This is a genomic window from Kribbella sp. VKM Ac-2571, from assembly GCF_004362255.1.
Taxonomy (GTDB): Bacteria; Actinomycetota; Actinomycetes; order Propionibacteriales; family Kribbellaceae; genus Kribbella; species Kribbella pratensis.
Genome location: NZ_SNWS01000003.1, coordinates 349,871 through 371,297 on the forward strand (window position 1 = coordinate 349,871; position 21,427 = coordinate 371,297).

Here is a 21,427-nt window from a genome sequence, read left to right on the forward strand (position 1 = left end):
GGCTGCCCGTCCAGTATGCCGCCGCTTGGTCCGGCGGCAGCACCAGTACGTCGGTGACCTGTTCGCCGTCCTCGGGGTTCGTCGGCTCCTGCTCGATGACGATGTCCGCGACGTAGTTCGCCCAGTACGAGACCGGGTGCGGGAGGTGTGGACGGTACGGTCCGGGGCGACGGTGATCAGCCCGATGGGCGCCCAGCCAGGTAAGCGGACCGGTCAGTCGCGCGCCGGCCTCCTCGAGCAGCTCGCGGTGGACGAGCTCCTCGATCGTCTCGCCCGGTTCGCGGGTGCCGCCGGGCAGGAAGCGCCAGCCCAGATCGTTGGTGCAGACAACAATTCCGCCGGTGGTGCGGCCGACGACGTGGACGTTGCTGATCAGCTCGTCCGGCGGCTGCTCGACGGTGTACCGGACATCGAGGTCGCCCCACTCCCAGTAGCCCGGTGCGAACAGGTCGGGGAACCGCTCCGCCCAGGTCTGCATAACCTCATTCTGCGCTACCGTCGCTGCCATGGTGCAGCCAGACCCCGACCCCAAGCCCGCCGCGGCCGCCGACTCCGAGCCGGTCGCCGAGGAGGCTGTGGACAACGAGGAGGCTGTGGACGAGAAGGCTGTGGACGAGAAGGAGGCCGAGCCGAAGCCGGATCCCGAGAAGGCCCGGAGCACGGTCGACCGCCTGATGTGGACCAGCGCCTGGCTGACCGTGATGGTCGGTGTGTTCCTGCTGTCCGGCATGCTCCAGGCCGACGGCGGTTACAACGTTCTCGGTTGGCTCGGCGCGGTAGTGGCGATTCTGGGCCTACTCGCCCTCATCGCCGCGTACGCCGCCTGCGCGCTGAACCGCATCACGCTGCGAACCAAGGTCCTCGGCTCCGCCGACCTGTTCCAGGCCAGCACCCTTGTGGTCGCGATCGTCGTCATCTGCGGCCTGCTCGTGCCGTCCAACAACACCGCCGCGCTCGCGATCCTGCTCCCGTGGGCCGTGACCTACTGGCTGCACGGCCTGACGAAGGCCCCGACTACGTGAGGTGCGCCCGCAGGTAGTCGAGGTCGGCCTTCTGGCCGTTGTCGGCGTTCGGGGTCTCGACCACGACCGGGGCGCCGGCGGCCTGCACGACGGCGACGATGTCGGCGGGGTCGATGTGCCCGTCCTCGAAGTTGCTGTGCCGGTCCGCGCCGGAGCCGAACTCGTCCCGGGAGCCGTTCGCATGCACCAGGTCGATCCGCCCGGTGATCGCCAGCACCCGCTCGACGATCGACGGCAGCTCCTCGCCGGCTGCGTGGAAGTGGCACGTGTCCAGGCAGAACCCGACGTTCTCCAGCCGGTCGTTGCCCGACGCCTGCACCGCCTCCCAGAGCCGCGCGATCCGGTCCAGCTGCCGGGCCATCGCGTTCTCCCCGCCGGCCGTGTTCTCGATCAGCAGCGGCACCGGCAGCTCGGCGCGCTCGATGCACTTGCGCCAGTTGTCGAACCCGGCCTCCGGATCGTCCTCGTCGCCGACGTGCCCACCGTGCACGATCACGCCCTTGACGTCGATCTCCGCCGCCTTGTCCAGCGTCTGCTGCAACAGCTTGCGGCTCGGGATCCGGATCCGGTTGTTCGTGTTCGCGACGTTCAGCCGGTACGGCGCGTGCACGTAGAGGTCGACGCCCGCGGCGGCAGCCCGCTCCTTCAGCGCCTCCTCGCCGTCCGCGTATGCGAGCTTGGGCGCCTTGTAGTCCTGCGGATTCCCCAGGAAGAACTGCACCAGGTCAGCCCCCCGATCGGCCGCTTCGGCCAACGGGTCCTCCTGGTCCACGTGCGCACCAAGCTTCACAGTCATACCCACACCCTAGAACCGCCCACCGACAAACTGCTCAGCAGCTCAATCCGCGTCGGTCGACCAGCCGGCTGAGCGGGTTATTTTGCGCTGTTCGGGGAGTGGGGGCTGGACGGGGCGGCCCTCGAATTCTGTGGACAAGACGATGTGGGTGTTCATCTCGCCGTGTTCGCCGAGGCGTTCGAAGAGGCCTTCGAGGTGGCGCATCGAGGTGACGCGGACGCGCAGCATCGAGCAGGAGTTGCCGCTCAGCTTGTGGATCTCCAGGACCTCGGGGAAGTCCTCCGCACGGGTCGTTTTGAGCAGGCAGCGGCCCGTCGTGCAGCGCATCTGCACGAACGCGGACAGCGGCTGGCCCGCCTTGGCCGGGTCCACCTCGGCGCGGTAGCCGGTGATGACACCGGCCTCCTCCAGGCGTCGTACCCGGTCCGCCACCGCGGGCGGCGAGAGGTTGACCCGCTTGCCGAGCTGGTTGAACGACAGCCGGCCGTCGGACTGCAGCGCAGTCAGGATCTGCCAGTCGGTGGAGTCGAGTTCCCGCTCCTGAAAGGTCATGGCCCCAGAACACCTTTGATATCGACGGTGCACAAGGGCAGACGCCTTGTTTCGGGCATTCTTCGCAGCGGGCGGCCTTTCTAGCGTTGTTGGCATGCTGATCCCCGTCGTTCTCGCCGCCGCCCTGATGAACGCTGCGATGGTCGCCGCCAGCGCGGTGAGCGCCATCCTGATCGCCGACGACCTCGGTCCGGCGCTGGCCGGGCTCCCCAATACCGCAGGCGTCCTAGGCACCGCTGTCGGCGCTATGGCGGTCGGCCGTTGGACGTCGCGGTTCGGACGCGCACAGGCTCTCCGGACCGGGTACGGCGTCGGCGTCGCGGGCGGAGCGTTCACTGTGCTCGCTGCTGTCGGCGCACCGGTCGCACTGCTCTTCGTGGGCATGTTCCTGCTCGGTGTGGGCAACGCAGCGAGTCTGCTCTCGCGGTACGCCGCCGCAGACGCCGTACCGCTTGCTCAACGGGCACGTGCGATGAGCACCGTGGTCTGGGCCAGCACGCTCGGCGCGGCGGGCGGACCGTTCTTCATGGCGCCGTCACAGTCGTTCGCCTCCGGGTTCGGCCTGCCCGCGATCGCAGGTCCGTTCCTGCTTGCTCTGGCTGCGGTCTTCGCCGCACTGGTCGCGTCGACGTACGTCCGGCGTACCAGCTCGACCGACTCACCGCAGGTCCGTCAGGCGACCGGCGGGCGACCTGTGCTGCTGGCAGCTGGAGTCATGATCGTGGGGCATCTGGTGATGGTGTCTGTGATGACAGCTGTCCCTGTGCACACGCACCAGCACCACGACGGGCTGGGGCTGCTCGGGGTGATGCTGTCCGTTCACACGCTGGGGATGTTCGCGTTGTCGCCCCTGACAGGTTGGTGCATCGACCGCTTCGGGCCGCGGGTGGTGATGCTCGCGGGACTGGTCGGGCTGCTCGTGTCCGCCGTGCTGGTCACCCGGAGCGGCCTGGTCTTCACGCCGGCGCTGTTCCTGCTCGGGTACGCGTGGAATCTCTGCTACCTCGGCGGCAGCGCCCAGTTGGGATCGGCCGAGCTGGAGAGTCGCGTGGAGTCGTCGATCTGGACCGTGGCCGCGCTCGCCACCGCCTCGTCGCCGTGGCTGTTCACGCTCGGCGGGTTCCCGGTCCTGGCAGTCGTCTCGGTCGTTCTCGTCGTACCGTTGCTCGTGCTGGTGACACGCCGATCTGAGCTCGCTGTCGCGGCGCGATGACGCGGAGTCACCGGAACAGGCCTGTGGATATGGTCCGTCGGCCGTCCGAACGCTGGTATTCTCTTTGACGTGGCCCGGTCCATCGACCGGGCTCGTTGCTTGGCGTCGGCGGCAAGTGCCGGCGCGGAGCAGACCGCATCGCCCTCCTGCCACGGAGAGACCGTGGCCGCCAAGTCCGAAGGAGGTGGAGTTCGCGCATGCGTCGTTATGAAGTCATGGTGATCCTCGACCCGGAGCTCGATGAGCGCACCGTGGAGCCGTCCATCGACCAGTACCTGAACATCGTCCGCAAGGAAGGTGGCACGGTCGAGAAGCTCGACATCTGGGGTCGTCGCAAGCTCGCTTATGACGTGAAGAAGAAGTCCGAAGGCATCTATGCCGTCGTCGACCTGACCGCCGAGCCGGCGGTGGTGAAGGAACTCGACCGTCAGCTCACGCTGAACGAGTCGATCCTGCGCACCAAGGTCATCCGGCCGGACCAGCACTGAACCTCGGGCGTCAGGTGGTCTGGCGTCACACCACCCATCGTCTGCAGTACAGGAGGAAGTTGTCATGGCCGGTGAACCACCCATCACTCTGATCGGAAACCTGACAGGTGATCCGGAGCTGCGGTTCACGCCGTCCGGGGCCGCGGTCGCGAACTTCACGATCGCCTCTACTCCGCGGACGCTGGACCGGCAGACCAACGAGTGGAAAGACGGCGAGACCCTCTTCATCTCGTGTGCCGTGTGGCGGCAGGTCGCCGAGAACGTCGCCGAGTCGCTGACCCGCGGTTCCCGGGTCGTCGTGCACGGGCGCCTGAAGGCGCGCAGCTACGACGACCGCGACGGGAACAAGCGCACCGTGTTCGAGTGTGATGTCGAAGAGATCGGCGCCAGCATGCGGTACGCGACGCTGAAGATCTCGAAGACGTCGCGTTCCGACGGTGGCGGTTTCGGTGGCGGCAACCAGGGTGGCGGTGGCTACCAAGGTGGCGGCAACCAGGGCGGTGGCTACCAAGGTGGCCAGGGCGGCGGCCAGGGTGGCGCCGCGCAGAACGACCCCTGGGCGACCCCGCAAGGTGCAGGACAAGGCGGTGGCGGCCAGTCCGCCCCGCAGAACGACCCCTGGGCCAGCCAGGGCGGCGGCTCGATGGAGGAGCCCCCGTTCTGATCGGCCCGCAATCCCGCATACGACCATTCCGGCATCCGTGCCGGGCTCTGGAAGTAGGAAGAGAGCACCACAATGGCCAAGATCATTCGGAAGCCGAAGAAGAAGGTCTGCGGCTTCTGCAAGGACAAGGCGACGTACGTCGATTACAAGGACACCGCTCTGCTGCGCAAGTTCATCTCGGACCGCGGCAAGATCCGCGCCCGCCGGGTGACCGGGAACTGCGTGCAGCACCAGCGCGATGTCGCGACCGCTATCAAGAACGCTCGTGAGGTGGCCCTGCTGCCGTACACGAGCACCGCTCGCTGAGGGAGGCGCGGACCATGAAGCTCATCCTGTCTCAGGAGGTCGAGGGCCTCGGGGCTCCCGGCGACATCGTCGAGGTGAAGGACGGCTACGGCCGTAACTACCTGGTCCCGCGCGGCCTGGCCATCGGCTGGACCCGCGGCGCCGAGAAGCAGATCCAGTCGATCAAGCGGGCGCGCGACGCCCGGGCGATCCAGGGCAAGGAGCACGCGAGCGAGGTCAAGAACCAGCTCGAGCAGCTCTCCGTCACCCTGGCCGTCAAGGCCGGCGACACCGGCCGGCTGTTCGGCTCGGTCACCCCGGCCGACATCGCCACGGCGATCAAGTCAGCCGGCGGCCCGCTGGTCGAGAAGCGCGCGATCGCGATCGCGTCGCCGATCAAGACCACCGGCAAGCACCAGGTTGCCGTCCAGCTGCACCCGGAGGTGGCCGCCACGGTCCGCCTCGAGGTCGCGGCCGGCTGATCTCAGCCTGACGTTCGAGGCCCGCGTTCCCTCCGGTTGGGGGGACGCGGGCCTTGTCGTTGCCGGCATCGCTGTCAGGGCTTCGCGGGAGTCGGCCAGTCGACGGGCTGGGGCTCGACCACCGGTCCGTTGGCCGGCTTGACCTTGGGCCACTCGACCGGCTCCGGCTCGATGGTGTCGGCGAGCGCCTGCGAGGGCGCCAGCAGGATGCCGACGGCAACCAATGCGGTCGTGACTCGCGCCGCGCGGCGCGTTCGACGGTTCATTTCGCCGGATCCAATGCGTAGAGAACGGAGTTGTACACGACGACCGCGCGTTTGCCGGCGACACCCCACGGCCGCGTGGTGCCCTCGTTCATCGGGTAGGTGTTCCAGTTCGGCGAGACGGCGTACGGCTTGCTGCTGATCGTGCCGTAGAGCATCGATCCGCTGACCGACAAGGGCTGGAAGCCCGGGAGCCGCCTGGTGTTGTTCTTGGTCAGCGTGAGGTTGACGAGGCACTCGCCCCAGGCAGCGAACTTGCGGTTCGGGTCGGGGACCCAGTCCCAGCCGTCGGTGTCGCCGTTGCGTACCGTTCCGCAGCTCGCGACCACCTTGCCGCTCGCGGTCGAGTGCACCGCCGGGATCGACTCCTCCGCCGGGTTCTTGGCGTTGGTCCACAGCGCCTGGACGTAGTCCGGGCTCGCCGAGACCACCTGGATGAGCTGGCCGGCGCCACCTGGCGGCTGCAGATTCACGGTGACGATCGGCTTGCCCGGCTGCGTCCAGTAGAGCGGACCGAGGTACTGCGCCATCAGCGTGCGGTCGCCTTCGGCGAGCAGGATCGTGGAGCTGCGCGGCTGATCCGGGACCGTCTTGAGTTCGCCGCCCGAGATCACCATCGCCCCGGACTCGTCGCCGAGCAGGACCAGCGGCGACTTGCCGAAGAACTGCACCTTGGCGCTGTCCGGCAACTCGATCGTCTTCGCCTCGGCGCCGCCGCCCGCCCAGTAATACAGGGTGCTCGGCGTCGCAATCGCCAGTACCTGCTTCCCGTCGATCGTGGTGTAGACCGGGTTCTCGGCGTCTTTGGGCACCTTGTCCTGCCACAACACCTTGCCGTTGGCATCGAACACGGCGACCTTCCCGTCGGTCGTCAGGATGGCGACCTCGGTGCCGTCCGGCTTGAGCGCCGGCGTGCTGTCCTCGGCGAGGTCGACCGTCCAGCCCGCGTGCGTCGAGTAGCCCTTCGGCTGGGTCCTCGGGGGGAACTCGTCAGGGCGCACGCTCGGGCCGGGGAGCACCGGCAACTTGGGCGACTCGGTCACCTGCGGTTTGCCTTCGCCGAGCTTGCTGAAGACGGTGATGTACAGCGTCGTACCGGCGATCAGGACGACCGCAACGACCATCGCGAGCACGATCGGCCAGATCGGCTTCTTTCCCTTGCGGGGGTCGGTGTCGATCGCCTCCACCTGGCCGTCCGGGTGGATGACCAACGGCCAGGAAGCGCCGTCGGCCTCGATCGCGGTCGCCTTCACCGCACGGCCCAGTTGCGCGGCCTGCTCGCTGACGAGCTGGATCGCAGCCTGCCGCGGATCGTGGTGGTTGACCGGGTGACTACGCCCGGCGATCTTCACCTCGGCGTTGTGGTCGTCGTACAGCCGGATCGTGACCTTGGGCCAGGAAGGGATCTTCTCAGCCACGATGTCCTCTCATTCCCGCCACAGGTCTCCCTCGATCATCGGCTTCCGGCGCCCTCGTTCTAGCATGGCCCCCGCATGAGGGCATACCGGGGATTCCGGGCATGCAGAAACCACGCGGGCCTGTCGGCTCGACTGACCCCGACAAGGGGGTAGAAACATCCTCGCCTGTGGATGGGTCACGCAAGTACACCCGGAAAGCGAGAGAATACGGTGGGCAACAGCCTGTGACGGACCGCGAGAGGAGGGGCCATGACGCAGAACCCGTGGACACGGGAGCAGTCTCCGGGGCCGCAGCCGCCGTCGCCGGGCCCCGGACCTCGGCCGGACATCACTCCGCGGGGGCCGTCGGCGCCCCAGCACGGAGTGCCGGCGCCCGCGGAGGATCAGCGCCTGCCCAAATTCGCGATTCCGGCCGCCGACACCCTGTGGTGGGTCGGCGTCCACGGCGGCTCCGGCGAGACCACCATGTCGGTGCTGCTGCCGGGGACCCGGGCGTCCAACCACCGTTGGCCGATCCCGCCGCCGCCGGTGCCGACGCCGGTGATCCTGGTTGCCCGGACCCACGGGTCCGGTCTGCGCGCCGCGCAGCGGGCCGCGATCGAGTGGGCCTCGGGTGTCGTCCAGGGTGTCGCCGTGCTCGGCCTCGTGCTGATCGCGGACGCTCCCGGCCGGCTGCCCCGCGTGCTCGACGACTTCGCGGACATCGTCGGCGGAGGTGTTCCGAGGGTCTGGGACATTCCGTGGATCGAGGAGTGGCGCAGAGGGGAGGCTCCCACGCCTGACAACACGCCAGACGAGGTTTTCGAAGTTCTCGAATCCATCTACGCACTTCGCGCGTCAAACCCAGCGGACTACCCCGCCCCGTACTGAAAGGCACCAAGACAATGATGTTGCTTCACCACCTGGTTACCGAGCTTCCGAACTCGCTGCCTCTGGAGGCTCCGCCTGTAGAGGTGACGAAGGGCCTGAACAAGGTTCTCGACTGGGTCAAGTGGATCGCGTACCTGGTCTGTGCACTCGGCATCATCATCGCCGGCGGCATGATGGCCATCGGTCAGCGCCGCGGCGAGGGTGGCGAGCACGCCGCCCGGCTCGGCTGGGTCCTGGCGGCCTGCATCGTCATCGGCGCGGCGACCGCCCTCGTCGACGCCCTGAAGTGATCCGGGCGCAGGCAGAGCTGGTCGGAGGCTGATCCTAGGTGGGACTGTTCAGCAAGGACCCGGACTCCGGCGACGACTCCGACGGCGAGAAGAGCACGTTCCTCGAAGAGCGTGGCTTCATCGCGTCGGCGATCGTCGTCGGAGCGGTGCTGATCTGCCTGGTCGTCTGGTTCATGCTGGGGAGCCGCTCGGACAATCCGACGGCCAACCCCAGCCAGACGCCGAGCACGGTCGTTCCTACCGGACAGCCCACCGAAGAGACGAACCAGCCGCCCGCGTCGCCGACCGCGGTACCCACCGGCACGGTGCCGACGCCGCCACCGGCCAACAGCCGCGACGGCGGCTGTCACAACAAGAACCCGAACCCGGCGATCCCCAGGCTCGCCGCCCCGGTCGCGGTCTCGTGGCAGTTCGAGGGACAGATGCTGATCCCCATCCAGGCCGCGAACGGCCCCGCGACCACCAGCCCCAACGGTGTGCGCTCCTGCTTCTCGCACTCGCCGACGGGTGCGGTGCTCGCCGCGATGGTCGCGCTCGGCCAACTCCAGAACCCGGAGGTCGGCGTCGCCACACTGCGGAGCCGGGTGTACCCCGGCCCGGGCCGGGACGCGGCCCTCGCCGAGGCCAGGAAGACGAGCACGACGCCGTCGGCCATGACGGGCGGACTCCAGTTCGCCGCCTTCAAGGTGCTCGACTACCCGACGAACGCGACCCGGGCGATCATCCAGATCGTCGCCGACCTGAACGGCAGGGCGTACGGCGCGATGCCGATCACCATGCGGTGGTACCGCGGTGACTGGTACGTCGAGCTGCAGACCGACGGCAGCTTCAACGGCTCGCTCGAGCCGGACATCCTGTCCAGTCTCAGCGGCTACGTCCGGTTCAGTGGTGCGGCATGATCGCGCTCGGCTGTTCGGGGTGGCCCTGGGACTGGGACGACTGCTTCGAGGAAGGCCTGAAGACGGCGCTCGAGTGGGCCTTCGGCAAGGTCTTCGACTTCATCTTCGACGCGATCGCCAAGGTCGTCATCGACGCCGTCGACGCGGTCATGAAGGCGATCGGTCTGCTCTGGGTCTACATCCCGACCCCGAACATCGCGGAGAACACGCCCGCGCTGTGGATCCAGGGACACATCCAATTCATCACGCTGTTCATCGCCGCGCTCGCGGTCATCGTCGGTGCGGTCCAGATGGCGATCTCGCACCGGGGTGAGCCGGCCCGCGACATCCTCAAATCGTTGATCACCCTGGTCGTGGTGACGGGTTCCGCGGCGGTCTTCGCGAGCACGCTGATCTCGGCCGCCGACGGCTTCTCGTCCTGGATCGTCAATGCGGCGCTGAAGAAGGACGACCAGAACTACGCGAAGAATCTGCTCGACACGCTGGACGAACCGTTCGGCTGGTTACTGGTGATCCTCGTCGGGATCCTGATGGTGATCGCCGCCGTCATCCAACTGGCGCTGATGATCGTGCGCTACGGCATGCTCGTGCTGCTGGTCGGAATGCTTCCGCTGACCGCGGCCGCGACGAACACCGAAATGGGGATGATGTGGTTCAAGCGCGCACTCGCCTGGCTGGCGTCGTTCATCATCTACAAACCCGTCGCGGCGATCATCTATGCCACCGCGATCGGTCTGATGGGTTCGGAAGGCACTGGACACATCCTCAAGATCATCATGGGCGTCACCCTGATGCTGGTGGCCATCGTCGCGCTGCCGGCCATCCTTCGCTTCGTCTCGCCAAGGACGTCCTGACATGATCCAGCTGAGCGTCCTCGACTGGGCGATCAACCTCATGAAAGACATCCTCGGGGTTGTCCTCGGCCCCGCCGTGGAATGGATACTCTCGCACGTGTTCAAGCCAATCCTTGATGCCATCGCCCATGCGGTCGGCACGCTCATGAGCACGATCGCCACCTTCTGGGTCTATGTGCCGACCATCGGGATCGGGAACGACGGCAGCGATCCGAACACCAGCGGCAAGCCGTCCAACGACACGGTCGCCTGGATCTGGGGCCATACGGAGTTCATCGCGCTCTTCATCGCCGCCATCGGGTTGATCTTCGGCGCCGTGCAGATGGCCTGGAGCCAGCGCGGTGAGGCGGCCCGCGAGATCCTCCGGTCGCTGATCACGCTCGCGGTCGCCGCGGCGTTCTCGATCGCCGTCGCGCAGGCGCTGATCACGGCCGGCGACATGTTCTCCAGTTGCATCATCAGCACCGCTCTGGATTCGAAATCCACCGCCGGCTCCTGGGTCCACGGGTGTCAGGACATCGGGTCCGGTGACGCGAAAGCCTTCGGCGACACGATGGCGGCTGTGCTCGGTTTCGGCGTGGTCGCCGGCATCGCCGGTTCACCGCTGCTGATCGGCATCATGATCGCGATCGGCCTGCTGTGTGTGATCGCGAGCCTGATCCAGATCGTGCTGATGGTCGTCCGCAGCGCCATGCTGATCCTGCTGATCGGCGTGCTGCCGATCGCGGCCGCCGCGACGAACACCGAGATGGGCCGGAACTGGTTCAAACGGATCATCTCCTGGCTGCTCGCCTTCATCCTGTACAAACCGGTGGCGGCGATCATCTACGCGACGGCGATCCGGCTGGTCTCGAACAACGGCGAACTGTCGTTCAAGTACATCACCGAAGGCGACGGCCTGCTGAACCCCGACAACATCGGCCACATGGTGATGAACGTGGTCACCGGGCTCACGATGCTGGTGCTCGCGCTGTTCGCGATGCCGGCGCTGATGCGGTTCATCGTGCCGATGGTCGGCGCGACGGCGGGCGGCGCCGGCGCCGGCATGCTCGCGGCCAAGATGGCCGGGATGGACAAGCTCGGTGACCTGGCGAACAAGGGCGTCAGCGAGGGCTCGGAAGGCGGCGGCGGTGGCGGTGGCGGAGGAGGGGGTGACGGTCCGACCGGTGCGCAGAACGTCGGGAGGGCGTCGCAGCAGGCCCCGAGCACAGGTGGCGCTGGCGGCGGTGAAGGCGCGGCCGCCGGAGGCGAAGGCGCTGCTGCAGGCGGTGCTGCGGGAGGCGGTGCTGCTGGTGGTGCTGCCGGCGGTGGAGCCGCAGGCGGCGCAGCTGCCGGTGGTGCCGCGGCTGCGCTTGGACCGGCCGCGGTCGCGGTCGTCGCGGTCAAGGCCGGCATGGATGCCACCAAGGCGGTCGGTCAGACGGCCGCATCCGAGACCATCGGCAACGACGAGATGGACCAGAGCTCGCAAGGCGGGGGCGGCGGTGGAGGCGGCGGTGGCAGCGATGGCGGCGGCCCCACCGGCAGCGGCGGTGGCGGCGACCTGAGCCGCGAGCGAGACCGCGCTCGCGACTACCGTGACGACGACCGAAACAACCAACCACCCCCACCACCACCGGACGGACCAAGTGGCAGCGGCTGAGAACGTACGACGCGCACCTCGCACCTACGGCAACTGGCGGAGGCCCGCCTCGGCGGGCATCGCCGGCCTGGGGATGCTCGGCACCGGCATCATGATGGGCGGCCTGCTGCTGGTCGTCATCTCGACGATGGTGGGCGGCATCAGGGCGGCCCTCGTCAGCCTGCTGATCGTCGGTGCGGCGCTCGGACTGCTGATCACGAAGGACAAGCACGGGTTCTCCACGCTGCAACGGCTCTCGACCCACATTGGATGGCAACGAGCAAAGATGGCTAAGCACAACCTTTACCGCTCCGGGCCGCTCGGCCGGACCCCCTGGGGCAAGTTCCAGCTTCCCGGCCTCGCCGCAGCCTCCCAGCTGAGCGAGTACCAGGACTCCTACGGCCGGCCGTTCGCACTGCTGTACTACCCGAGCACCCGGCACTTCACCGTCGTCATCAACGCCGAGCCCGACGGCGCCTCGCTCGTCGACGAGGAGCAGGTGGACATCTGGGTGGCGCACTGGGGCCAGTGGCTCGCCTCGCTCGGTCACGAGCCGGGCATCGTCGCCGCCTCGGTGACGGTGGAGAGCGCACCGGACACCGGCATCCGGCTGCGCCGTGAGGTCGGCAACAACATGGTCGACGGGTCCCCGGCGATCGCCCGGGCGATGCTGACCGAGGTCGTGCAGACGTACCCGGAGGGCTCCGCGCTGGTCTCGGCCCGGGTCGCGCTGACCTTCAAGGGCACCGACCGGAGCGGCAAGCGGCGCAAGGAAGACGACATGGGCCGCGAACTCGCAGCCCGGCTGCCCGCGCTGACCCAGAGCCTGAACGCGACCGGTGCGGGCGCCGCTCGTCCGGTCAGCGCGCAGGAGCTGTGCGAGGCGATCCGGATCGCGTACGACCCGGCGTCCGCCGCCTTGATCGACGAGGCGCGTGCCCAGGGCATGCCGCCCGAGCTGCAATGGACCGACGTCGGCCCGGCCGGGACCCAGGCGTTCTGGGACAAGTACCGGCACGACTCGGCCTGGTCCGTGACCTGGCAGATGTCGCAGGCTCCGCGCGGCGAGGTGTTCTCGTCGGTGCTGTCGCAGCTGGTCGCGCCGCACCCCGACATCGACCGCAAGCGCGTGACGCTGCTCTACCGCCCGCTCGACGCCGGTACGGCGGCCCGGATGGTGGAGGCCGACAAGCGCAACGCGTCGTTCCGCGCCACGGCGTCCGCCCGGCCGTCCGCGCGCAACCTGGCGGAGGCTCGGGCCGCCGAACGTTCCGCGCAGGAGGAGGCCCGGGGCGCGGGCCTGGTCAACTTCGGTATGGCCGTCACCGGCACCGTGATGACTGCCGAGCAGATTCCGGACATGGTCGCCGCGATCGACAACCTCGGCGCCACCGCGCGTGTTCTGCTGCGGCCGGTGTACGGCTCGCAAGACTCCGCGTTCGTCGCCGCGCTGCCGCTGGGTGTCGTCGTACAGAACCACCTCGCAGTGCCGGCCGGGCTGCGGGAATCCCTATGATGAGACTTCGCACAGTGACATCTGGGGGGTCACAGTGAGCAAGAAGCAGAAGAAGCCGGTTGACCCGAGCCGCCGCGGCCGGCGGCCGATGCCCCGTGGCTGGCCCGGTATGGGCGGCGGTTACTCGACGTACCTGCAGGCTCCGCAGGAATGGCGCGGTACGACGGTCCAGGTCTGCGGAATGTGGCCGTTCTCGGCCGGGACCGGCAGCCCGATGGTCGGCGTACCGATCGGCCGGAACATCCTGTCCGGCGCGACCATGTGCTGCGACCCGATCAGCTGGTTCATGCGGGCCAAGCTGATCTCGAACCCGTCGATGTTCGTGCTCGGCAAGCCGGGTCTGGGCAAGTCGACGATCACCCGGCGGATGGCGCTCGGCATGGCCGGGTACGGCGTGATGCCGCTGGTGCTCGGTGACCTGAAGCCGGACTACAAGGACCTCATCGAGGCCCTCGGCGGTCAGGTCATCCAGCTCGGCCGCGGTCGTGGTCACCTGAACGTGCTCGACCCGGGCGAGTCCCGGGAGGCCGCGCTCCGGCTGACCGGCAAGGCCCGCGAGGCGATCCAGGCCGACGCGCACGGCCGCCGGCAGACGATGGTCTCGGCGCTGATCGCGATCATGCGTAACCAGAACCCGAACGACCGCGAGGAGACCATCCTCGACGAGGCGCTCAAGGTCCTCGACGAGCGGTTCCAAGGTACGCCGGTGCTGAAGGACCTGCTCCAGGTCATCCAGGACGCCCCGGACCGGGTCCGCAACGTCGCCCTGGACCGCGGCAGCCTGGACCGCTACCGGCAGATCACCGAGGGCCTGGAAGCGTCGCTGATCGGTCTGGTCGGCGGCGGCCGGCTGGGCGAGATCTTCTCCGCACCGACCGACAACCCGATGCAGATGGACCGCCCGGTGGTGTTCGACGTGTCCAACGTCGACGACTCCGAGACCAGCCTGCAGGCCGCCGTACTGCTGGCCTGCTGGTCGTACGGGTTCGGCGCGGTCGCGGTCTCGCAGGCGCTGGCGGACGCCGGACTCGAGCCGCGGCGGCACTACTTCGTCATCCTGGACGAGCTGTGGCGGGTGCTGCGGGCCGGGAGCGGTCTGGTCGACCGCGTCGACGCGCTGACCCGTCTGAACCGGCAACGCGGTGTCGGCATGGCGATGATCTCGCACACCATGTCCGACCTGCTCGCGCTGCCGAACCCCGAGGACCGGATGAAGGCGAAGGGTTTCGTCGAGCGGTCCGGCATGGTCATCTGCGGCGGTCTGCCGCGCGCCGAGATGGAGAACCTGACCGAGGTCGTGTCGATGTCCATGGAGGAGCAGAACATGCTCGTCGGCTGGCAGGACCCGCCCGCGTGGGACCCGGCCACCGGCAAGGAGGCCGCACCTCCCGGCCGCGGAAACTTCCTGATCAAGGTCGGTGGCCGCCCGGGCATCCCGGTGCACGTCGGCCTCACCTCGGTCGAGCGCGAGATCAACGACACCAACAAGCTGTGGACGACCGGCAACGACGGTAAGCCGCAGAAGATCGAGGTCGCGCCGGACGGCACCGAGCAGGTCGTCGGTGAGTACAGCCTGGACGACCCGATGCTGCTGCCACCGCCCGACCCGACCACGCGCGTGGGGAGCTGACGAGTCATGGCGCAGGGCAGGAAGAGCACCGGCCCGGGCGGGATCTCACCCGAGGCGGTCTTGATCTTCGCGATCATCGGCGCGGTCGCGCTGGTGGTCTTCTCGATGTGGGGCGCGCTGAAGGTCGCGTCCGCGATCAACGGCTCACGGACGCCCGGGAACCCGTTCGACGCGATCGTCGACCTGTCGAAGGGGAACCTGGAGTGGTCCGGCGCGGCCACCGGCATCCTGGTCGTGGAGATCGTCGTGCTGCTCGGCCTGGTCGGCGGCGGGTGGATGTTCTTCCGGAACCGGGAACGCTCGATCGGCCGGGTCGACCGACAGGCGCAGCTGATGTCGAAGCGGTCCGAGATCTACAAGCTGACCCGGGAAGGCGCGCAGGAGAAGGCGAACCAGCTCGGCGCCGGGCACGCGGGGCCGGGCATCCTGATCGGCCGGACCGTCCGGGACAACCTGGAGGTCTTCGGCAACTGGGAAGACATGCACGTCGACATCTGGGGCCCCCGAACCGGTAAGACCACGTCGCGCGCCGTGCCGGCGATCCTCGACGCGCCCGGCTGCGTCGTCGCCACCTCGAACAAGCGGGACATCGTCGACGCCACCCGCGGGCCGCGTTCGGAGAAGGGCCCGCTGTGGGTGTTCGACCCGCAGGAGGTCTGTGAGGAGCCGCCGAACTGGTGGTGGAACCCGCTGACCTACATCACCGACGAGACCAAGGCGCGGGAGCTGGCCGAGCACTTCGTCGCCTCGCAGCGTCAGGTCGGTGCCCAGACCGACGCGTTCTTCGACGCCGCCGGTACGGACCTGCTGGCCGGTCTGCTGCTCGCTGCCGCCGTCGCCAAGCGGCCGATCACCCAGGTCTACAGCTGGCTGGCCGACCAGCGCAACGACGAGCCGGAGCGGATCCTGCGCAACACCCCGGGGCTGCAGCTGTCCGCGGACGCCCTGTCCGGTGTGATCAACGCGCCCGACAAGCAGCGCGCCGGTGTCTACGGAACGGCGCAGCAGAGCGCCCAGTTCCTGGTCAACCGCAAGGTGACCCGCTGGGTCATCCCGAACGGCCCGAACGACAACCGGCCCCAGTTCAACCCGCACGAGTTCGTCCGGCAGGGCGGCACGCTGTACAGCCTGTCCAAGGAAGGCGCGGGTACGGCGGGCCCGCTGGTCACCGCGCTGACGGTCGCCGTCGTGGAGGCCGCCGAGCAGTACGCCCGCGGCTGCCCGATGGGGCGGATGCCCAGCCCGCTGGTCGGCGTACTCGACGAGGCCGCCAACGTGTGCCGGTGGAAGAACCTCCCCGACCTGTACTCGCACTTCGGTTCCCGCGGGATCGTGCTGATGACGATCCTGCAGTCCTGGGCGCAGGGCCAGGAGTGCTGGGGCGACCACGGCATGCAGAAGCTCTGGGGCTCGGCCAACATCCGGGTGTACGGCGGTGGCGCGGCCGACGCGTCCTTCCTCGAGAACCTGAGCAAGATGATCGGCGACTACGACATCAGCTCGAGCTCGGTGTCGTACAACGAGGGCAAGCGCGGCACCAGCCAGCAGGTGCAGCGGCACAACATCATGGAGGTCTCCGACCTCGCCTCGATGCCGCCCGGCCGCGCGGTCGTATTCCCGTCCGGCATCCCGGCCACGCTGGTGAAGACGGTGCCGTGGTTCACCCGGCCGGACGCCGGTGCGGTGAAGGCGTCGCTGGCGAAGTACGATCCGGGAGCGGCAATGAACGTTCAGGTCAGCAACAACCCGTGGGTGGCTTCGAGTATCCAGGCGCCTCCGCAGCGTGGACCGGAGCGACCGGTCTGGGAGCAGAACGAGGGAGACAACCGCGGTGGATGGTGAGCAGGAGCTGTTCTACCCGCACGTCGCGGCGTTCGTGGAAGACCGGCTCATCTACCTCTACACGCGTCGGCTCGGGCAGCAGTTCATCTGGTGCCCCGAGTGGTACCGGCACGCGGAGGCTTTGAGCCGGCTGGACTCGATCTGGCGTGCCTGGGAGCACCTGCGACTGGACCCGGCGACCGGTATGTCGGTCTGGTGGCGCGACCACGCGGACCCGCACATGATGTCGCTGCTGGACCCGGACGGCCCGTTCGCCGCCTGCCGGAACAACCAGCACACCGACTACCCGATCCCGCCGCTCCCGGTGCAGGAGCCGCCGGCCGGCCTGTTCTTCGACCAGCGGCAGCCGAACATCCGCGGCATCTGAGATGTGGAAGGGTGCCAACCTCCTGGTCGCCTTCGTCGTCGAGGTGGTTGCCCTAGGCATCTTCGGCTGGTGGGGCTGGAACACCGCCGGTACGACGCTCGTGCGGTGGCTGCTCGTCATCGGCTTACCGCTGGTGGCCGCGGTCGTCTGGGGAATGTTCGCGGCGCCGACCGCGTCGCGCGGGACGTCGGCGCGCTGGATCGTGAAGGTTCTCGTCTTCGGCCTGGCGGGTGCCGCCCTGTGGAGCCTGGGGCACCCGCTGCTCGCCGTCGGGTACGTCGTGGTGGTCGCCGCGAACCTCCTGATCATCCACACGCAGAAGCTGCAGCCGACGAAGCCGAGCTAGACGGTATGGAGTGACGTACGGATTCTGCGCTCCGGGGGTGGCCCGTTTCCGGGCGGGTGAATTGTGAAGCCGGTCGGTGGGCCGGTGTCAACGTCGTTCATGCTCGCTGCGCTGCGCGTGCTCCACGTTGACTCCGTCGCACCGGCTGGTTGTTCGGCCGCCTGCAGGAAACGGTGAGTTGTGGGGTCGGGCAGGTGAGGGCTTGTGGGCCGGGGCCTCGCGCGCACAGATTCGTGGGTTACCGAGCAGATTTCGGCTGCTCGGCCTGTCCGACAATGTGTGGGGAGGCCCCGGTGTTTATCGAGCGTACGAGTGTTGGGCTGGATGTGCACGCCAGGTCGGTCGCGGCGGCGGCGATCGATGGTGTGACCGGCGAGCTGGTGCAGGCCAGGCTGACGCCTGGCTATGACCACATCCGGTCCTGGATCGGTCAGTTGCCGGGTCCGGTTGCGGTGACGTATGAGGCCGGGCCGACCGGGTTCGGGCTGTATCGGGCGTTGACGTCGGCTGGGGTGCGGTGTGAGGTGGCGGCGCCGTCGTAGCTGCAACGCCCGGCAGGTGATCGGGTGAAGACCGACGCCAAGGACGCGGTCCATCTGGCTCGGTTGCTGCGCTTGGACGAGATCACGTCGGTGGTGATCCCGAGCGTGGAGCAGGAGGCAGCCCGTGATCTGGTCCGGGCCCGCGAGGATTGCCGCGGTGACTTGATGCGGGCCCGGCACCGGTTGTCGAAACTGCTGCTGCGGCAAGGGATCGTCTATTCCGGCGGGGCGGCCTGGACCGACGCCCACGACAGGTGGTTGCGGCGCCAGCACTTCGATCCGCCCACGGCCCAGTTGGCGTTCGAGTCCGACCATGACACCGTCTTGGCGATCACTGCCCGCCGCGACCGGCTCGATGCCGCGATCACCGCTCTTGCGGCCGACAGCGAGTTCACGCCTGTGGTGCAGCGGCTGGGCTGTCTGCGCGGGATCGGGACCCTGACCGGGTTCGCGCTCGCGGTCGAGATCGGCGACTGGCATCGCTTCACCGGCAACAGCATCGGCGCGTTTGTCGGGCTGGTGCCTAGCGAGCAGTCCTCCGGCGCTTCAGGGGCACTGGGCCCGATCACCAAGACCGGTAACACCCACGTCCGCCGGCTCCTCATCGAGGCCGCCTGGCACCACCGCGCCCCCTACCGGCCGGGCAAGACCATGCGTGACCGATGGGAGCTCGCCCCGCCCGCGGCCCGAGCCCGCGGTGACGCCGGCAACCGGCGTCTGCACGCCCGCTGGGTCGCTTTCAACCTGCGCCGCAAACGCACCGTGATCGCCAACGTCGCGGTCGCCCGCGAACTCGCCGGCTGGTGCTGGTCGCTCGCGATCATGGACTGATGCCCTTGTAAGCAAGGGGTTTTGCAAGGAAACCTAAGGGAGACAGCAACGCGTGGAGCGATCCGCGTCAGATCTATGAAGCAGCCCGCACAGCAACACTCAACCGGGCCACGCTCGACCCTAGACACGCGACCCGCTCCTGCCGAACACACCCGCACTGCCGGATAACCAAACCCGCGAATATCAGACTTGACCACGCGTCGCCAACGACACGCTCAAACCCGAACGGCCCCCCAGCAAACCCCTAGAGGCGCCCGCCCGGAACCCAACCACCGCGACGGGCGCCTCACCCTGCCCATTGACAAACCCCCACCCCATATCAGATCTCCAGGTCCGGCTCGCTCGCCCGGTTCGGCTTCACGACCTTGCCCTGCTTGGTCCGGACCCGGCCGGGGCCGCGGACGTGGCGGCGCGCCTGGGGCAGCTGAGCTTCCGGCGCTTCCTCCGGTGCCTTGCGGACGGCCTCGCTCGGGTTCGGCTGCGCCTCGCGGCGGTGCTCCCGCGCAGAGGCGTCGTACTCGCGGGAGATGCTGTCGTCGCTGACGGCCTTGCGTTCCTCGATGGTGGCTGCGTTCTGGTACCGGCGACCTTCCGCGACCAGCCCTGCCGATCCGACCTCGTCGCGGTGCGCTGCCGCCTCGTCCAGCTCGTGCCGGCCGTGGGCCCGGTCGCTGACACCCCGCTGTACGTCGTTCGTGGCGTACTGCCGGTACCGGTCGCGAGCCTCTTCGTCGGCGTACGCGAGCTGGAACGCCCGAGAGGTCTCCGCGGTGGCATCGAGGAGCTCCTCTCGGCTGCGCCGCTCCGTGAGCTCCTGCTGCTCCTTGGCAGCACGCTCGTCGAGCTGTTCCGCGCGCGCCTCCGCGTCCTCTTCCTGCCCGGCCTGCTCGTCCGCCTCTTCCCGGCGTTCGGCTTCTTCCGCCAGGTCGTGGGTCGGGTACCTGTCGGCCTCCGCTCGGGCCTGGGCGGCCTTCCGCTCACGCGCGGCCTCGGTGTCGTCGTCGCCCTGCTCCCGCTGGTCGGGTTCGAGCTCGACGGACTGGTCGTCGTCGGTGTCGGGCATGCCGCTCCTTTCCTTCTGTTCCACGATGCCGCACCGCGGGGTCAGCGGGTAGCTCCGGTGACCAGCCACGCGTCGCGACGCTCACGCGTGGTCAAGGTGAGGAATCGCAGCAGCATGTACCCGCCGAACGCCCACCACAGCGTCACGATCCCGCCGCCGCGCCAGAGCACCGCCAGCGCCAACGGGACGTACAGCACGAGCGCGACGATTCCGGCCGCTGCGAGGTACCGTCCGTCCCCGGCGCCGATGAGTACGCCGTCCAGTACGAACACGACCCCATTGATCGGCTGCCACACGGCGGACACGATCAGGATGGCGGCGAGCGTACGACGTACCTCGGGGTCGCTGGTGAACCACGGGACGTAGACGTCGCGCAGTCCCCAGAGCGCGAGGCCGCCGATCAGCCCGGAGAACAGGCCCCACCACATCATCCGGCGGGTGATCGCGCGGGTCCCGGCGACGTCGCCGGCGCCCAGCGCGCGACCGGTGAGCGCCTGCGCGGCGATCGCGATGGCGTCCAGGGCGAGCGCGAGGAACGACCACAGTGTGAAGGCGACCTGGTGAGCAGCGACGGACGTCGTACCCAGGGCCGTGGCGACGAACGTGAGCAGGACGATTGCCGCGCGCAACGTCAGCGTCCGGATCACGAGCGGTACGCCCATCTGCGCGGAGGCCAGGATCCCGGGGCGATCGGGGCGGAGCTTGGCGCCGTCGCGGCGGGCGCCACGGACCACCACCACGACCAGCGCGACACCGGCGCCGGTCTGCGCGAGCGCCGTACCCAGGGCGGAGCCCGCGATGTCCAGACGGAGGCCGTACACGAGCAGGACGTTCAGCCCGATGTTGGCGAGGTTGGCGGTGATCGCGACGACCATCGGGGTCTTCGTGTCCTGCAGACCCCGCAGTACGCCGGTGGCGGCGAGCAGGAGCAGCATCGACGGGATGCCGAAGCAGGAGATCCGCAGGTACGTCACCGCGTGGTCGGCCACCTCCGGCGACGGGTCGAACGCCGCGATGGCCTGCGGCGCGAGCGCCAGTCCGAGGAGCGCGAGTACGACGCCCAGCAGCAACGCCAGCCAGAGTCCGTCGATGCCCTGGGCAAGGGCTCCCTTGTGGTCGCCGGCACCGATCCGGCGGGCGACCGCGGACGTGGTGCCGTACGCGAGGAAGACACAGATACCGACGAGGGTCTGCAGGATGGTGCCGGCGACGCCGAGCGCGGCGAGCTGCGGGGTGCCCAGGTGACCGACGATCGCGGAGTCCGCGAGCAGCATCAAGGGCTCGGACACCAGCGCGAAGAACGCCGGGACGGCCAGCCGGAGGATCTCCCGGTCCTGTCCGCCCACCCACTGTCGACGTCTCACCGGAGCGAGGTTACCCACGACGCGCGGGCGCGTCGGAAATTGGTCTCAGACTTTTTCTTCTCCACAGTTGTGAACTAGAGAAACCGCAGGTCACGGGCCTGTTGTGGGTTCTTGTCCCCAGATATCCACAGGATTGTGCCCAACCTGTGCACACCCCTTCCGGGGGTTATCCACGATTCGTCCACAGGGGGTGTGGACGACCGAGTGGC

At 68.5% G+C, this 21,427-nt stretch carries 24 protein-coding genes and 1 pseudogene; 18 read left to right on the plus strand and 7 right to left on the minus strand.

Annotated elements, in window-relative coordinates; translation table 11 throughout:
- Positions 1-76: 76 nt before the first annotated feature.
- Positions 77-508 (minus strand): annotated as a pseudogene (locus EV651_RS43230) (NUDIX domain-containing protein); the annotation flags it as partial.
- Between EV651_RS43230 and EV651_RS09000 the strand changes: the two are divergent.
- Complete coding sequence (locus tag EV651_RS09000) at positions 507-1,022, plus strand: hypothetical protein (protein WP_133783992.1); 516 nt, start codon at positions 507-509, stop codon at positions 1,020-1,022. The pseudogene EV651_RS43230 and the gene EV651_RS09000 overlap by 2 nt on opposite strands.
- Here the strand turns inward: EV651_RS09000 and EV651_RS09005 are convergent.
- A complete protein-coding gene (locus EV651_RS09005; RefSeq protein WP_133783994.1) occupies positions 1,015-1,818 on the minus strand; it encodes a deoxyribonuclease IV in 804 nt (267 codons plus the stop codon). The genes EV651_RS09000 and EV651_RS09005 overlap by 8 nt on opposite strands.
- 42 nt (positions 1,819-1,860) lie before the next feature.
- A complete protein-coding gene (locus EV651_RS09010) occupies positions 1,861-2,370 on the minus strand; it encodes an Lrp/AsnC family transcriptional regulator (RefSeq protein WP_133783996.1) in 510 nt (169 codons plus the stop codon).
- 94 nt (positions 2,371-2,464) lie between these two features.
- On the opposite strand from EV651_RS09010, the gene EV651_RS09015 reads away from it, so the two are divergent.
- From EV651_RS09015 to rplI, 5 genes are all read left to right on the plus strand, one after another.
- Entirely contained in the window at positions 2,465-3,583 is a 1,119-nt protein-coding gene (locus tag EV651_RS09015) for an MFS transporter (RefSeq protein ID WP_133783998.1), read from the plus strand.
- Between the two features lie 197 nt (positions 3,584-3,780).
- The gene (gene rpsF / locus EV651_RS09020; protein WP_130386399.1) at positions 3,781-4,071 is read left to right on the plus strand and encodes a 30S ribosomal protein S6; all 291 of its coding nucleotides are present in this window, start codon (positions 3,781-3,783) and stop codon (positions 4,069-4,071) included.
- Between the two features lie 64 nt (positions 4,072-4,135).
- A complete protein-coding gene (locus tag EV651_RS09025; protein WP_133783999.1) occupies positions 4,136-4,735 on the plus strand; it encodes a single-stranded DNA-binding protein in 600 nt (199 codons plus the stop codon).
- A 72-nt stretch (positions 4,736-4,807) separates the two neighbouring features.
- Positions 4,808-5,041 carry a 30S ribosomal protein S18 gene (rpsR, locus tag EV651_RS09030; RefSeq protein WP_012924539.1) on the plus strand — a complete coding sequence of 78 codons (234 nt, stop codon included), beginning with the start codon at positions 4,808-4,810 and terminating at the stop codon, positions 5,039-5,041.
- Positions 5,042-5,055: 14 nt separating this feature from the next.
- A complete protein-coding gene (gene rplI / locus EV651_RS09035) occupies positions 5,056-5,502 on the plus strand; it encodes a 50S ribosomal protein L9 (RefSeq protein ID WP_133784000.1) in 447 nt (148 codons plus the stop codon).
- Positions 5,503-5,576: 74 nt separating this feature from the next.
- Here rplI and EV651_RS09040 read toward each other — a convergent pair whose 3' ends face one another.
- The gene (locus EV651_RS09040) at positions 5,577-5,768 is read right to left on the minus strand and encodes a hypothetical protein (RefSeq protein ID WP_133784001.1); all 192 of its coding nucleotides are present in this window, start codon (positions 5,766-5,768) and stop codon (positions 5,577-5,579) included.
- A complete protein-coding gene (locus EV651_RS09045) occupies positions 5,765-7,183 on the minus strand; it encodes a hypothetical protein (protein WP_133784002.1) in 1,419 nt (472 codons plus the stop codon). The genes EV651_RS09040 and EV651_RS09045 overlap by 4 nt, the downstream gene beginning before the upstream one ends.
- A 249-nt stretch (positions 7,184-7,432) precedes the next feature.
- On the opposite strand from EV651_RS09045, the gene EV651_RS09050 reads away from it, so the two are divergent.
- The 12 genes from EV651_RS09050 to EV651_RS09100 all read left to right on the plus strand — a co-directional run bounded on the left by EV651_RS09050 (position 7,433) and on the right by EV651_RS09100 (position 18,791).
- Positions 7,433-8,053: a DUF6668 family protein gene (locus EV651_RS09050; RefSeq protein ID WP_133784003.1), complete on the plus strand. Its 621-nt coding sequence runs from the start codon at positions 7,433-7,435 to the stop codon at positions 8,051-8,053.
- A gap of 83 nt (positions 8,054-8,136) precedes the next feature.
- Positions 8,137-8,343 (plus strand): hypothetical protein, encoded by a 207-nt coding sequence (locus EV651_RS09055; protein ID WP_238156756.1) that lies wholly within the window; start codon positions 8,137-8,139, stop codon positions 8,341-8,343.
- 38 nt (positions 8,344-8,381) lie between these two features.
- A complete protein-coding gene (locus EV651_RS09060) occupies positions 8,382-9,242 on the plus strand; it encodes a hypothetical protein (RefSeq protein ID WP_133784007.1) in 861 nt (286 codons plus the stop codon).
- Positions 9,239-10,096 (plus strand): hypothetical protein, encoded by an 858-nt coding sequence (locus tag EV651_RS09065; RefSeq protein ID WP_133784009.1) that lies wholly within the window; start codon positions 9,239-9,241, stop codon positions 10,094-10,096. The genes EV651_RS09060 and EV651_RS09065 overlap by 4 nt, the downstream gene beginning before the upstream one ends.
- Position 10,097: 1 nt before the next feature.
- Complete coding sequence (locus EV651_RS09070; RefSeq protein ID WP_166658548.1) at positions 10,098-11,738, plus strand: hypothetical protein; 1,641 nt, start codon at positions 10,098-10,100, stop codon at positions 11,736-11,738.
- A complete protein-coding gene (locus EV651_RS09075) occupies positions 11,725-13,233 on the plus strand; it encodes an SCO6880 family protein (RefSeq protein ID WP_202870228.1) in 1,509 nt (502 codons plus the stop codon). The genes EV651_RS09070 and EV651_RS09075 overlap by 14 nt, the downstream gene beginning before the upstream one ends.
- Positions 13,234-13,267: 34 nt before the next feature.
- The gene (locus EV651_RS09080; RefSeq protein ID WP_238156757.1) at positions 13,268-14,863 is read left to right on the plus strand and encodes an ATP/GTP-binding protein; all 1,596 of its coding nucleotides are present in this window, start codon (positions 13,268-13,270) and stop codon (positions 14,861-14,863) included.
- A 6-nt stretch (positions 14,864-14,869) separates the two neighbouring features.
- Positions 14,870-16,705: a type IV secretory system conjugative DNA transfer family protein gene (locus EV651_RS09085; RefSeq protein ID WP_133784011.1), complete on the plus strand. Its 1,836-nt coding sequence runs from the start codon at positions 14,870-14,872 to the stop codon at positions 16,703-16,705.
- Complete coding sequence (locus EV651_RS09090) at positions 16,695-17,072, plus strand: DUF4913 domain-containing protein (RefSeq protein ID WP_130386388.1); 378 nt, start codon at positions 16,695-16,697, stop codon at positions 17,070-17,072. Before EV651_RS09085 ends, EV651_RS09090 begins: the two co-directional genes overlap by 11 nt.
- 1 nt (position 17,073) lies before the next feature.
- Entirely contained in the window at positions 17,074-17,418 is a 345-nt protein-coding gene (locus tag EV651_RS09095) for a YrdB family protein (protein WP_133784013.1), read from the plus strand.
- Positions 17,419-17,711: 293 nt separating this feature from the next.
- Positions 17,712-17,960: a hypothetical protein gene (locus tag EV651_RS41820; protein WP_202870229.1), complete on the plus strand. Its 249-nt coding sequence runs from the start codon at positions 17,712-17,714 to the stop codon at positions 17,958-17,960.
- Between the two features lie 24 nt (positions 17,961-17,984).
- On the plus strand, positions 17,985-18,791 hold the full coding sequence (locus tag EV651_RS09100; protein WP_202870230.1) for an IS110 family transposase: 807 nt from the start codon (positions 17,985-17,987) through the stop codon (positions 18,789-18,791).
- A gap of 319 nt (positions 18,792-19,110) precedes the next feature.
- Here EV651_RS09100 and EV651_RS09105 read toward each other — a convergent pair whose 3' ends face one another.
- Both EV651_RS09105 and EV651_RS09110 read right to left on the minus strand, forming a co-directional pair.
- On the minus strand, positions 19,111-19,854 hold the full coding sequence (locus tag EV651_RS09105; RefSeq protein ID WP_133784015.1) for a hypothetical protein: 744 nt from the start codon (positions 19,852-19,854) through the stop codon (positions 19,111-19,113).
- Positions 19,855-19,895: 41 nt separating this feature from the next.
- Positions 19,896-21,218: an MATE family efflux transporter gene (locus tag EV651_RS09110; protein ID WP_238156758.1), complete on the minus strand. Its 1,323-nt coding sequence runs from the start codon at positions 21,216-21,218 to the stop codon at positions 19,896-19,898.
- Positions 21,219-21,427 lie beyond the last annotated feature (209 nt).

What these genes read in the sequence shown, in the direction of transcription:
- EV651_RS09000 (WP_133783992.1), top strand. Translation starts at nt 507, where the DNA reads ATGGTGCAGCCAGACCCCGACCCCAAGCCCGCCGCGGCCGCCGACTCC.
- EV651_RS09005 (WP_133783994.1), bottom strand. Translation starts at nt 1,818, where the DNA reads ATGACTGTGAAGCTTGGTGCGCACGTGGACCAGGAGGACCCGTTGGCC.
- EV651_RS09010 (WP_133783996.1), bottom strand. Translation starts at nt 2,370, where the DNA reads ATGACCTTTCAGGAGCGGGAACTCGACTCCACCGACTGGCAGATCCTG.
- EV651_RS09015 (WP_133783998.1), top strand. Translation starts at nt 2,465, where the DNA reads ATGCTGATCCCCGTCGTTCTCGCCGCCGCCCTGATGAACGCTGCGATG.
- rpsF (WP_130386399.1), top strand. Translation starts at nt 3,781, where the DNA reads ATGCGTCGTTATGAAGTCATGGTGATCCTCGACCCGGAGCTCGATGAG.
- EV651_RS09025 (WP_133783999.1), top strand. Translation starts at nt 4,136, where the DNA reads ATGGCCGGTGAACCACCCATCACTCTGATCGGAAACCTGACAGGTGAT.
- rpsR (WP_012924539.1), top strand. Translation starts at nt 4,808, where the DNA reads ATGGCCAAGATCATTCGGAAGCCGAAGAAGAAGGTCTGCGGCTTCTGC.
- rplI (WP_133784000.1), top strand. Translation starts at nt 5,056, where the DNA reads ATGAAGCTCATCCTGTCTCAGGAGGTCGAGGGCCTCGGGGCTCCCGGC.
- EV651_RS09040 (WP_133784001.1), bottom strand. Translation starts at nt 5,768, where the DNA reads ATGAACCGTCGAACGCGCCGCGCGGCGCGAGTCACGACCGCATTGGTT.
- EV651_RS09050 (WP_133784003.1), top strand. Translation starts at nt 7,433, where the DNA reads ATGACGCAGAACCCGTGGACACGGGAGCAGTCTCCGGGGCCGCAGCCG.
- EV651_RS09065 (WP_133784009.1), top strand. Translation starts at nt 9,239, where the DNA reads ATGATCGCGCTCGGCTGTTCGGGGTGGCCCTGGGACTGGGACGACTGC.
- EV651_RS09070 (WP_166658548.1), top strand. Translation starts at nt 10,098, where the DNA reads ATGATCCAGCTGAGCGTCCTCGACTGGGCGATCAACCTCATGAAAGAC.
- EV651_RS09085 (WP_133784011.1), top strand. Translation starts at nt 14,870, where the DNA reads ATGGCGCAGGGCAGGAAGAGCACCGGCCCGGGCGGGATCTCACCCGAG.
- EV651_RS09095 (WP_133784013.1), top strand. Translation starts at nt 17,074, where the DNA reads ATGTGGAAGGGTGCCAACCTCCTGGTCGCCTTCGTCGTCGAGGTGGTT.
- EV651_RS09105 (WP_133784015.1), bottom strand. Translation starts at nt 19,854, where the DNA reads ATGCCCGACACCGACGACGACCAGTCCGTCGAGCTCGAACCCGACCAG.